Here is an 11,909-nt window from a genome sequence, read left to right as displayed (position 1 = left end):
ATCCACAGATTGGCACTGCCTTTGCAAAATCTTGTTTAAGGTTTAATCAGAGTCAAAAGTCAGTCATGGACAAACTTCTCTATATTTCAGCAAGTGGCGCCTCCCAAGACCTACTAGGAACAGGGATTAGGGCCAATAACTTGGCTAATGCACAGACAACGGGATTCAGAGCGCAGTTAGAGCAGGCAAGGTCAATGCCGGCCTACGGCGAAGGTTTGCCGACTCGTGTGTTTTCCATGACAGAAAGCCCGTCGAATAATTACGAGTCGGGCCCAATGATTAAAACAGACCGCGATTTAGACGTAGCCATTCAAGGTGATGGTTGGTTCGCTGTACAAGATCAAAATGGTCAAGAAGCTTACTCGCGTGATGGAAATTTCAAGTTGGGCGATGACGGAATTTTGACAGATATCCACGATCGCGTCGTGCTTGGTGACAATGGGCCAATATTCCTTCCTGTTCCTTTAGATAATCTCAATATTGCGGCCGATGGTACGTTGTCAATGAGACAGTTAGGTGCCCCTGCCAATGTTATTGAAGAAGTGGGGCGACTTAAATTAGTTAGCCCAAACTATGCAGACATGGAACGTGGGAACGACGGCTTATTTAGAATGGAAGATGGCTCAATAGCGCCAGCCAATGCCAACGTAAAAGTAATGTCGGGCATGCTTGAAGGTTCCAACGTCAATGCGGTTGACGAAATGGTGGACATGATAAGTCTGCAGCGTCACTACGAGCTTCAAGTCAAAATGATGAAGCAAGCAGAAGAGCTTGATACTCGCGGTAATCAGCTACTACGCATCCTGTAAAAGAATTTTTATCACCGTTGCCCTATGAGCAACGTCGGAGGTTATCATGCATCCAGCACTATGGATAAGTAAAACCGGACTAGACGCCGCACAGACCGATGTGGCAGTGGTGTCTAACAACCTAGCAAACGCATCAACAGTGGGCTTTAAAAAAGACCGCGCGGTGTTTGAAGATTTGCTTTATCAGAATATCAATCAGCCAGGCGGTCGTTCGTCTGCTGACACAGAGCTACCTTCTGGGCTTATGCTTGGTTCAGGCTCGAAGGTCGTTGCTACTCAAAAAGCACACACGCAAGGTAACCTGTTAACCACTGAAAACGCTCTTGATATGTCAATTCAAGGCCGTGGTTACTTTGAAATATTGCAGCCCGACGGCACCATAGCATATTCAAGAAATGGTCAGTTTTCACTGAACGACCAAGGCCAAATTGTTACATCTGGCGCGGGCTTTTTGCTTCAGCCTGAAGTGGCTATTCCCGAAGATGCGCAACAAATCACAATTTCTCAAGATGGTGAAATTAGTGTGAGCATACGGGGCCAAGCTGAACCGCAGGTACTCGGTCAGCTTAATATTTCTGACTTTGTTAACCCAACCGGATTACAACCAACCGGACAAAACCTTTATGTAGAGACAGCGTCAAGCGGTGCGCCTATTCAGGGGATCCCTGGTCTGCAAGGTTTGGGTTATATCTCACAAGGCACGTTGGAAACCTCTAACGTAAACGTGACCGAAGAGTTAGTAAACCTTATCGAAAGCCAGCGCTTGTATGAGATGAACTCAAAGGTTATCTCATCGGTCGACCAAATGCTTGGTCAGGTTATTCAGCAACTTTAGTAGGTAGCATCATGCGTATTTTAGGTTTATCTGCTGCACTTCTGATACTTGGCGGTTGCGCCAGTACAAACGAGCCTCCCGTTCAGGCAAACGACCCGTCGTTTGCACCGGTAGTGCCAGATTACCCGCGTGAAACGGTAGTAGAGGATGGCTCGCTTTTTCGTTCGCAGCTGGCTAACAACTTATATTCTGACGTTACTGCAAGAAGAGTCGGTGACATCATCACTGTAACGTTAAGCGAGAATACCCAAGCGAGCAAATCAGCCGACACTAGCACAGCGAAAGATTCAAACGTCAATCTTAACCCTATTACCGGGCTTGCTGGGCAAGCGATAAATATTGGCGGAGAGTCCGTACAATTGGGAATAAGTTCATCCCGAGATTTCTCCGGTGATGCCACAGCTAACCAAAGCAACAGCTTAAACGGTGCTATCTCCGTTACCGTGGTCGACGTACTTCCTAACAGCAACCTTGTTATTCGTGGCGAAAAGTGGCTAACCCTGAATCAGGGCGATGAATATATCCGTCTTACCGGCATCATTCGTCCGGCAGACATTAGTCCCGAGAATGAAATCGTGTCCACTAAGGTTGCAAATGCGCGTATCCAATATTCGGGTACGGGAAGTTTTGCGCGAGCACAAGAAAAGGGTTGGTTAACCAAGTTCTTTGATTCTGCTTGGTGGCCTCTTTAGGTTTTAGGATAGGAGAGTGAACATGCGTTTGTTTTCAGTAGTATTAGCCGTTTTCACAATGCTTTTATCTTTACAGGCAGGTGCGCAGCGCATTAAAGATGTAGCGAGTATTCAAGGCGTACGTAGTAACCAGTTAGTGGGATATGGTCTTGTTGTAGGTTTGCCTGGAACGGGTGAACAAAGCCCGTTTACCGAACAAAGTTTCAGAACCATGTTGCGTAACTTTGGTATCAGTCTTGACGCTAACACCAAGCCAAAAATACGAAACGTGGCCGCAGTGGCGGTACACGCCGACCTGCCTGCTTTTGCAAAACCCGGACAAACCATTGATATTACGGTTTCTTCAGTTGGCGAGGCGGCCAGTCTTCAAGGCGGAACGCTGCTCCAAACGTTTCTTCGCGGTGTTGACGGTAAAGTCTACGCTGTAGCGCAAGGCAGCTTAGTCGTGAGCGGGTTTGGCGCACAAGGCGGTGATGGCTCTCGTATTGTCGTTAATACGCCAACGGTAGGCAGAATTCCAAACGGTGCGATGGTAGAGCAATCTGTACCAACAGGCTTTGCCAATGGCGACACGTTAACGCTTAACCTCCATTATCCAGATTTCTCAACAGCCAAGTCGCTTGCAGATACGATCAACGAGCGCTTAGGTGCACAGCCGGAAAATGGCTATGTTATTGCTAAGCCCATTGATGCAGCATCTGTAAGAGTTACCGCGCCGCGCGATGTAGGTCAGCGAGTAGGCTTCTTGGCTACTCTCGAAAACTTTGAGTTCACTCCGGCAGATGCGCCAGCGCGTGTGGTAATAAACAGCCGCACAGGCACCATTGTTATTGGCAGTGACGTTCGCTTGTTACCAGCAGCAATTACTCACGGCGGGCTAACGGTGACCATCTCTGAAAATCAGCAAGTTTCTCAACCTAACGCGTTTGGTGAAGGGCAGACTGCCGTTACCACTCAGTCGATTGTTGACGTCGATTTGGCAGATAGCCGCATGTTTAAGTTTGAGCCAGGCGTTACTCTGGACCAGCTTGTGCGCGCGGTAAATGAGGTGGGCGCTGCGCCGGGCGATTTAATGGCAATTTTGGAAGCATTACGTCAAGCAGGCGCATTGCGTGGAGAGCTCGTTATTATTTAAAACGAGCAAAGAGCATTTACGAGACGTTAGTAAAAATAAGGTCACAGCGGAATAAGCACGATGGAATCACTTAGCACAAAAAGTCAGCTTGATATGGCTCGCAATGTCCACGATATGGGCAGCATAAACAAAATGCGTGAAGCCATTGCGTCGGGCGACGAGACGGTATTGCAAGAAGCTGCCCAGCAGTTTGAAGCGATATTTGTGCAAATGATGTTGAAGTCAATGCGTAAAGCGCAAGATGCCCTTGCTGACGAAAATAGCCCATTTAATTCACAGCAAGTTAAGTTTTATCGTGATATGCACGACCAACAGCTAGCGACAGACCTCACTTCCGGTGGCGGTTTAGGTCTCGCTGATGTCATTGTTAAACAGTTAGGTCAAACTGAGGATAGCTATACGCCTGCCAGTGTAATCAGAAGTGACGGCGACTTATCATCACTTAACAGAAACCGTGTGTATAACGTAGCTGAGGCGCAGGATATTGCCCTTTCTTCGCAGTCTATTCGCAGCCAGTCAGCACAAAAAGATGCCATGTTCGAAAGTCCCGAGCAGTTTGTAGAGAGCCTAATGCCAATAGCTGAGAAAGTGGCAGCAAAATACGGAATGGATCCTAAAGCAATAATTTCCCAAGCCGCGGTTGAAACCGGGTGGGGGAAATTCGTTATCCATAAAGCGGATGGGGAAAGCTCGCACAACTTATTTGGCATCAAAGCAAATAAGGGATGGCAAGGAGAGCAGGCTGTAGTCAACACGTTGGAATTTAACAATGGACTACCGCAAAAACAAAAGGCTGCTTTTAGGTCCTACTCGTCAGTAGAAGACGCAATGGAAGACTATGGACGCTTTATTACATCACAGCCTCGCTACAGCCATGCTGTCGAGAATGCTTCTGACGCAGCGCGCTATACCCATGCGCTTCAAGAAGCGGGCTACGCTACTGACCCTGAATACGCGCGCAAGATAATGGCAGTGTATAACAGCGATCGTCTCAGCACGTTAATGCCATAGCATTGGAGATTATATTGTGAGTTCTGTCGATTTATTCTCATTAGCGACCAGTGGTGTTAACGCCAGTAGTAAGCTATTACAAACGACCAGTAACAATATTGCCAACGTCAACACGCCAGGCTATGTTCGCGAGCGCACTGAGCTTCAAAACAGCCAAGTTTTCGGCGTAGAGATCGGCAATACCGAACGTATCATCAACGTATTTGCTCAAAACCAATTGCGCAGGGACATTACTTCTGTCGGCGAGCTTGAGGCATTCTCTAGTAAAACAACGGCCATTGACAATCTATTAGCGAGTGAGGCTAACTCCATCTCCCAAGGATTGAGCGAGTACTTCGCTGCGTTGCAAACAGCTGCTGACGATCCTACTAACCTAGCGTCTCGCGACCAAGTGTTAGGGAAATCTGAGTCTTTGTACCAACGAATGAAGACACTTTCTGATTATATGTTGGAGAAAGAAGAAGAATTAAACCTAGAGTTCACGTCGATGGTGAACCGAGCGAACACCTTGATTGGCAACATTGGCGATCTAAACCGCAATATTGTTATTGCCAATGGTAACAATACTAGCGACCAGCCTAGCGCATTGCTTAATGAGAGAGATCAAGCGATAGACGAGCTCGCTTCAATCATGGGAATAACAGTTAAAGAAAGCACCACGCAAAATGGAGCGGTAACAATTAATCTGACTTCTGGTGAGTCATTGGTATTAGAAAATGGCGCATTTAATTTATTTGAACTGAATACCAATGCTGACTTAACGTTCAAGCAGCTTAAACTAGAAACAAACTTTGGCTCACAGACAAAAGCTGATGCCTCAATACGTATTGTGGAAGATGATTTAGGTGGCGCACTTGGCGGTTTATTCGGGTACAGAAACGAAATTTTAGGCCCTGCAATGCGGGATGTTGGTCAGCTATCAGTAGCATTCGCCGATGCAATGAATACGCAAAATAAATTGGGGATGGACTTAGACGGCCAACTTGGTAGCAATATTTTCGATATACCTTCGTTTCGCGGATTAGCATATAGCGATACAAATGGAGACTATGTGGTAACTGCACAAATTACCGAAGGTAAAGGTGCAGAGCTAACGGATGCTGACTACAAAATTGAGGTGACGGCAGTAACTGCGGGCGTGCCTAGCCAAATAGAAATTACGCTATTAAATGCAGATGGCACACCGAAAAAAGACGCTTCTGGCAATGATATTATCTATTCCAATTACGCGGTTACAGCTGGGTTTAATGAATTGCCCGGTGGTATTGAAGTTGATTTCTCAGGAACCGATCCCTATACCGTGGGTAATGAGTTTCTCATTCAGCCAACTAAAGATATCGCGTCTAAGATTACACTAGAGACGAATCGCCCTGAAGATTTAGCGTTTGCAAGCCCGGTGAGAGCAGGAGCAAATAATACAAATTTGGGAAGCGCAAATGTTATTGACGTTACGGTATCTAACACAGAAGTCGGCGCTTCTGCTTTTGACGGAGCGGGTGGGCTGTTAAATTCAGCGCCAGCTCAAATTAACTTTACGGCCGCAGATACATACGACGTTGTAGATGGAAGCGGTAATGTTTTAGCTACAGTAACTGGCACAACTGATTTAACTAACCTCATTAGTCAAGCGGGAATAAGCCCAGATCCAGGCTTTGATTTGAGCTTGGATGGCGTGCCAAAAGCTGGGGATAGTTTCTCGATCAGCTATAATACAGATGGCTTTAACGATAACAGTAATGCGCTTAATTTAGCGGCTATTCAAAACGAAAATACGGTACAAGTGAGCAGTGAGGCAACGAATACACCACGTACCTTCCAAGATGCTTATGCATCTATGGTTGGCCGAATTGGTGAAGATGCCTCGATGGCAAAAGTAACACTTGCTTCAGCGGAAGCCATGAAGGTTCAATCGCAGAATTGGTTTGAGTCTGTCTCTGGCGTTAGCTTAGACGAAGAAGCCGCAAATTTAATAAAGTATCAACAAAGCTATGCTGCCGCAGCGCGAATTTTGTCTACGGCGCAAGAGTTGTTTAATACCATTTTGCAGTCAGCAAGGTAGGTGAGTTATGCGTATATCAACGAATCAAATTTATGATCAAAACATGCGCTCGATTATGCAAAATCAGGGCGATTTGGCAAAGACTCAAGAGCAGCTAGCTTCTGGAAAACGCATTATCACTCCGAGTGACGACCCCGTTGGTGCGGCAAAAGTATTACGTTTAACCGAAGAAATCGATGAGCTAACCCAATTTCAGCGCAACAATGATCTAGTAACAGGTTCGCTCGAACAGCAGGAAGCCGTGCTTACAAATATTACCGAATCAATAAACCGTGCGCGAACACTTATAGTCCAAGCTGGAAATGGAATTTTAGATGATCCTGATAAACGCGCAATTGGCGCGGAGCTAGAGCAAATAAAACTTGAAGTGTTTGATCTGATGAATACACAAGATGCTGATGGCAACTATCTGTATGCGGGCTACCAATCGGGCAATCAAGCTTTTGAGTACAATCCTGCAGCAAGCGGGAATGCGATCACCTTTGCTGGTGACCCTGGTGTAAGCTTTGTTCAGCTTTCAAATAGCTCTAAAATTCAGTCAACAAGCAATGGATACGAGGTGTTTGAAAATGTGCTCTCACGCTTTAAATTTTCAGTAGACCCTAGTAGTACAGCAACGATTAATAATGCATCTGTAAAGCAACAGGGAACGTTCGATACCTTTTTCGATAAAAATTACGATCCGGTAAATGCGGCGAACAACGATTATCGCATAAACTTTCTTGCTACGGGACAGGCTGAGCTCGTTAATCAAGGAACCGGCACCGTTGTCGATTCAGTTTCCTATACCTCTGGTCAGCCTTTCACTATAAAAGGAATGGAATTTAACGCTACTGCTGCACCGGGAGACAGCATCGACTTATCGTTTGATGCACCAGAGAAAAAAAGTATGGCGCAGTCCATTCATGAAATCCAAACTATCTTAATGGACTCCACTATAGACAATTCTGCTCTGCAAGAGTCGATAGCTGACGCACTTGTCGGATTAGACAATGGCCTTGAAAAGCTTTCTCTCGAACGAGCCTCTCTGGGAAGTCGATTAAATATTGCTGAAAGTACCTATGAAAGCAATTTAGACATGGAGATTGCAGCCAAGGCACAGCGTTCATCAATTCAAGATGTTGATTATGCTGAAGCGTCAACAGAATTCGCAAAGCAGGAAACGGCATTAAGCGCTGCGCTTGCTACATTCCCGCAAGTTACGAATTTATCTTTATTTAATTACATCTAAGCGGTTTTTGAGGTTAAAGCTTTTACGCCAGAAAAACATGCCATGTAGACTCTTGCTTGATTGTCGATATGGCAAGAATAATAGGACATATAAAGCGTATCGTTTTCTATCACTAGGCCAGGGTAGCTGGTATCACCATTACTTGGCAGTGTATTAAGTTCAGTAAGTGTTTTAGTTACGCTATCAAAGAGCCATATTTTGGTCGTAAATTGGCGAGAGTCCCAGTCGACATGTCTTCCTGCAACAATATACAGGCTTTCACCTAACGCCACAGCAGCAGGGCCGCCAATATAAATACCCAAATCATGCCAGCTCCATTTGGTATAAGGCGGTTTTGACGTACCAAATTGTGCGCTGAATGTATCGGCATCACGCCTAAGAAAAGCAAAAGCATCGCCGTTAGAATTAAATAGAATAGTACTTTCGTTGGGGTAGCCCTTTTTGTGTTTATCTAAGCTAAACGCTTCTGCCTTATGCAATTGCATTGTCCGCGTTGGATCACCCTTATAAAGCGAAAGTGTATTTGATGGTCGATTATATGCAAAGCCATACGCGTCTGAATTATGCCAAGTATGGTTCCACAGCCACCATCCGCTCTTACCATGTCTATTAGCTCCTGACCAAGATAGGCCCGTAGTGGTGAAATAAGTCATCATTTTTGTGACCATTTTGCCATTATCAAGGTATGTCTTTGCATAGGAAGTGAGCATGAGGCGAGAGCCATCGTGTGAGAACTTAGGATCTCGTAAGTCGGCATTACTCTCTCGAATAATTACTCTGTGGCGAATTTGAAATGAAGCTTTATCAATAGTTGATACAACAAGCACACCGTCAGCACTAACATGATTAGTAGCTTGTCGGTAGCAACACATCAATGTTTTACGACTTTTGTCGAACGGATTTTCAATCAAATCAGTGAAAGCGCAATGCGCTGCAGACTTTGATACACGTTTTATATCCAGTAGCTTCAAACTTTTTTTCACGTCAAATCTTCCTTAAAAATCCTTTAGTTATGCGGCGCTTTAATTTCATTGCGCGGCAATATCTTACCGCTTATCGGCAAAAATCGTAATTTTTTCTAAAGGGAATCTAATTAGTGTCGATACAGTTTCTGAGAGAGCCAGTTCATCAATTACCCCTCAGGTCTTGATGACTACTAAAACAAAAATGTCGGTTAGGCCGACTGCCAGCAAACGCTGGACTGAGAGTGTAGGAGAGACTTTATGTCTATGTTCGTTAATACCAATGTATCCTCATTGAATGCCCAGCGTCAGCTATTTGATGTTAGTAATTCTTTGAGCACGTCGTTTGAACGCCTTTCTTCAGGCTTCCGTATCAACAGCGCTGCTGATGATGCCGCAGGTCTACAGATTACCGACCGAATGACTTCACAAGTCCAAGGACTTAACCAAGCTGTACGTAACGCAAATGATGCGATTTCACTATCGCAAACTGCTGAAGGTGCACTTTCTGAAACTACGACTGCACTACAGCGTATTCGTACACTTGCCATTCAATCGCAAAACGGTATCAACAGCTCTGCTGACCGTGTAGCGCTGCAAAAAGAAGTGTCTGCACTACGTACTGAGATTTCACGTATCTCTACGACTACCCAATTTGCCGGCGTTAACATTCTATCGGGTGATTTCTCTGCGAAATTCCTAGTAGGCGCAAACGCAGGTCAGACAATTTCTGTAAACCTATCTAGCCCTACATTGGCACGTGCTGGTGTTAATGGCTTCAGTGCGACTGGTTTGGGGATTACTGGCTCGGACGTATTAACTAGTGATAATGCTTCTTCAATGCTGGCTAATATCGACACCGCTATTTCTGCGATCGGTGGACTACGTGCTGACTTAGGTGCGCTTCAAAACCGCTTCCAGTCAACAATTCGAAACTTGAGTAACATCTCAGAAAACGTTTCTGCAGCACGTTCTCAAATTAAAGATACTGACTTTGCAACTGAAACCGCTAACCTAACGCGTAATCAGATTATCCAGCAGGCGAGTACAACGGTACTTTCTCAGGCTAATCAGCGTCCACAGGCAGCGTTGCAGCTTCTAGGTTAATGATTAAATAGTGGAGCCAGGAGGTAGTGCTCTAGTCCACGCACATGAAAGGCTGGTCGCCTCGTGACCAGCCTTTTTATTTATTCTCCTCTATTTCCTTTAGCTAACCCTCCTGTTATATGACAGCTAGCTGATACCTTTTCACCTTTGAAAAACTTTTCTTATAGTTCTTCTCTTTCCAAAAAATCACCACGGTCTGACTTGTCTAAAGTTTTGATTTAATTGAGGTATTTCTTGTTCTCCTATTGCTCGTCAAAATTTATCAAAAAACTTCTAAAGTAAAATTGATAGGTGGACGATAACTATTACAAAGGGGAGATAAAGTTAGTTTTTTTCCTCTGATGGGTGAAAACAATAATAAACATCCGAATAAAAGTGTTTTATGTTCAAGTTTGCTTAGTCATCTTGGATATTTAAGTTAGGAAAATCAACGCTTTGTTTGTCTTAGAATGAAATGGCTAGTTTTTCTAAAGTAATTTCTATTTAAGGCGATATAAAGAAAGGTTTGTTAAGTGGTGTGGAGCTGCTAACCGGCGAGAATGAAGCCAGGAGGTAGTGAGAGGTTTGAGGTCTGGAACATCAAACCCACCGGCCAGCAAAGAGAATGAAATTCTCTATTTAGCAAGTTTCATCGGTAGTGTGCCAATGAAACGTCAGATTAACTCTGACACCTTACTTAAAGCACAGGCTATGCCAAATATTTAAAACAATCGCGCAGATAATAAAAGCAATAGCGCAATACTCGAAACTGTTAGGAGAGACCCATGAGTCTATTTGTTAATACCAACGTGTCATCATTAAATGCACAACGTCAATTATTTACCACCGGCAACAACCTAAGTACCGCCTTTGAGCGCCTATCGTCTGGTTTCAGAATTAATAGCGCTGCGGACGATGCGGCTGGTCTACAGATTACAGACCGTATGACTTCGCAAGTTCAAGGTTTGAATCAAGCGGTAAGAAATGCGAACGACGGCATTTCATTGGCACAAACAGCTGAAGGTGCAATGCAAGAAACGACGACAGCTCTTCAGCGTATTCGTACGCTTGCTATTCAGTCTCAAAACGGTATTAACAGCTCTGCTGACCGTGTAGCACTACAAAAAGAAGTGTCGGCGCTACGTACTGAAATTTCGAGAATCTCGACAACTACTCAGTTTGCGGGTGTTAACATTTTATCGGGGGATTTCTCAGCAAAATTCTTGGTAGGTGCAAATGCGGGTCAAACGATTTCGGTAAACCTATCTACTGCTGCTCTAGCACGAGCGGGCGTAAATGGCTTCAGTGCAACTGGATTAGGCATTTTGGCCGACAACGTTTTAACTGAGCAAGGAGCTTCTCGTCTATTAACCGCAGTTGATTCAGCAATTTCTGCTGTGGGTGGGTTAAGAGCAGACTTAGGTGCATTGCAAAACCGTTTTCAGTCTACCATTCGTAACTTGAGCAACATCTCTGAAAACGTGTCGGCGGCAAGATCGCGTATTAAAGACGCTGACTTTGCCACTGAAACGGCAGAATTAAGCCGTAACCAGATTTTACAGCAAGCGAGCACTACCATTCTAGCTCAGGCTAACCAGCGCCCACAAGCTGCATTATCTCTGTTAGGTTAATTATCAATACGTTGAACTTAGACGCTGAATAGGGAAGGAGTTGAGAGGCCATCCCCTAGTGAAAGGAAAGCGGCCGGTAAGGCCGCCCCTTTAAGAAAGCGTCGACTAACAGGACTGAGAGTGTAGAAGTGTTGGTTGAGAGGCCAGTTTATCCTACTAAATACCTGCCAGCCGACAGAAACTGAATTTGCTCAATCTCCTAACGTGAGCAAATTGGCCGAGATTAATTTGTCTCGGCCTTTTTTTATTTTTACCGAAACATCCCACCAATTTCAAACAAAACGCTGAGCAAGACATTTCGTTCATACTAAGTTAAGCATATCCTATGCCAGCTTTATAGCCTATCCTAGGTATATAAGCATAACTCAAAAACTCGACGATAACTTACCGTTCGATTCCCCCTTTGCGTTACGCAATTCTTACATAGTGAGATACTGAGCTGTCTCTTATACACATCT

11 protein-coding genes are annotated in these 11,909 nt (G+C 44.8%); 10 read left to right on the top strand and 1 reads right to left on the bottom strand.

What is annotated here, in order from left to right; genetic code table 11:
* Window positions 1-65: 65 nt before the first annotated feature.
* From F0261_RS18150 to flgL, 7 genes are read left to right on the top strand one after another with little or no spacing between them, the layout of a single operon-like run.
* Window positions 66-809, top strand: coding sequence for a flagellar basal body rod protein FlgF (locus F0261_RS18150; protein ID WP_014948597.1), 744 nt, complete (start codon window positions 66-68; stop codon window positions 807-809).
* Between the two features lie 46 nt (window positions 810-855).
* Window positions 856-1,644: a flagellar basal-body rod protein FlgG gene (gene flgG, locus F0261_RS18145; protein WP_014948598.1), complete on the top strand. Its 789-nt coding sequence runs from the start codon at window positions 856-858 to the stop codon at window positions 1,642-1,644.
* 11 nt (window positions 1,645-1,655) lie between these two features.
* Window positions 1,656-2,336, top strand: coding sequence for a flagellar basal body L-ring protein FlgH (flgH, locus tag F0261_RS18140; RefSeq protein WP_014948599.1), 681 nt, complete (start codon window positions 1,656-1,658; stop codon window positions 2,334-2,336).
* A 22-nt stretch (window positions 2,337-2,358) separates the two neighbouring features.
* A complete protein-coding gene (locus F0261_RS18135; protein ID WP_014978564.1) occupies window positions 2,359-3,471 on the top strand; it encodes a flagellar basal body P-ring protein FlgI in 1,113 nt (370 codons plus the stop codon).
* Window positions 3,472-3,531: 60 nt separating this feature from the next.
* Window positions 3,532-4,482 (top strand): flagellar assembly peptidoglycan hydrolase FlgJ, encoded by a 951-nt coding sequence (gene flgJ / locus F0261_RS18130; RefSeq protein ID WP_014978565.1) that lies wholly within the window; start codon window positions 3,532-3,534, stop codon window positions 4,480-4,482.
* Between the two features lie 16 nt (window positions 4,483-4,498).
* Window positions 4,499-6,541 carry a flagellar hook-associated protein FlgK gene (gene flgK, locus F0261_RS18125; RefSeq protein ID WP_171338603.1) on the top strand — a complete coding sequence of 681 codons (2,043 nt, stop codon included), beginning with the start codon at window positions 4,499-4,501 and terminating at the stop codon, window positions 6,539-6,541.
* 7 nt (window positions 6,542-6,548) lie between these two features.
* Window positions 6,549-7,772 carry a flagellar hook-associated protein FlgL gene (gene flgL / locus F0261_RS18120; protein ID WP_014978567.1) on the top strand — a complete coding sequence of 408 codons (1,224 nt, stop codon included), beginning with the start codon at window positions 6,549-6,551 and terminating at the stop codon, window positions 7,770-7,772.
* On the opposite strand, the gene F0261_RS18115 is transcribed toward flgL, so the two are convergent.
* Window positions 7,769-8,755 (bottom strand): hypothetical protein, encoded by a 987-nt coding sequence (locus F0261_RS18115; protein WP_014978568.1) that lies wholly within the window; start codon window positions 8,753-8,755, stop codon window positions 7,769-7,771. The genes flgL and F0261_RS18115 overlap by 4 nt on opposite strands.
* A gap of 240 nt (window positions 8,756-8,995) precedes the next feature.
* On the opposite strand from F0261_RS18115, the gene F0261_RS18110 reads away from it, so the two are divergent.
* From F0261_RS18110 to F0261_RS18100, 3 genes are all read left to right on the top strand, one after another.
* Window positions 8,996-9,841, top strand: a complete 846-nt coding sequence (locus F0261_RS18110; protein WP_014978569.1) for a flagellin — start codon at window positions 8,996-8,998, stop codon at window positions 9,839-9,841.
* Between the two features lie 564 nt (window positions 9,842-10,405).
* The gene (locus tag F0261_RS18105) at window positions 10,406-10,546 is read left to right on the top strand and encodes a hypothetical protein (RefSeq protein ID WP_157187944.1); all 141 of its coding nucleotides are present in this window, start codon (window positions 10,406-10,408) and stop codon (window positions 10,544-10,546) included.
* A 59-nt stretch (window positions 10,547-10,605) separates the two neighbouring features.
* Window positions 10,606-11,451, top strand: coding sequence for a flagellin (locus tag F0261_RS18100; protein WP_014978570.1), 846 nt, complete (start codon window positions 10,606-10,608; stop codon window positions 11,449-11,451).
* Window positions 11,452-11,909: the final 458 nt, after the last annotated feature.

The organism is Alteromonas sp. 07-89-2 (genome assembly GCF_013113925.1).
Taxonomy (GTDB): domain Bacteria; phylum Pseudomonadota; class Gammaproteobacteria; order Enterobacterales; family Alteromonadaceae; genus Alteromonas; species Alteromonas macleodii.
The sequence above is the reverse complement of the archived record's forward strand: the minus strand, read 5'-3'. Positions and strand labels throughout refer to the sequence as shown.

What these genes read in the sequence shown, in the direction of transcription:
- F0261_RS18110 (WP_014978569.1), top strand. Translation starts at nt 8,996, where the DNA reads ATGTCTATGTTCGTTAATACCAATGTATCCTCATTGAATGCCCAGCGT.
- F0261_RS18100 (WP_014978570.1), top strand. Translation starts at nt 10,606, where the DNA reads ATGAGTCTATTTGTTAATACCAACGTGTCATCATTAAATGCACAACGT.
- F0261_RS18135 (WP_014978564.1), top strand. Translation starts at nt 2,359, where the DNA reads ATGCGTTTGTTTTCAGTAGTATTAGCCGTTTTCACAATGCTTTTATCT.
- flgH (WP_014948599.1), top strand. Translation starts at nt 1,656, where the DNA reads ATGCGTATTTTAGGTTTATCTGCTGCACTTCTGATACTTGGCGGTTGC.
- flgJ (WP_014978565.1), top strand. Translation starts at nt 3,532, where the DNA reads ATGGAATCACTTAGCACAAAAAGTCAGCTTGATATGGCTCGCAATGTC.
- flgG (WP_014948598.1), top strand. Translation starts at nt 856, where the DNA reads ATGCATCCAGCACTATGGATAAGTAAAACCGGACTAGACGCCGCACAG.
- F0261_RS18150 (WP_014948597.1), top strand. Translation starts at nt 66, where the DNA reads ATGGACAAACTTCTCTATATTTCAGCAAGTGGCGCCTCCCAAGACCTA.
- flgL (WP_014978567.1), top strand. Translation starts at nt 6,549, where the DNA reads ATGCGTATATCAACGAATCAAATTTATGATCAAAACATGCGCTCGATT.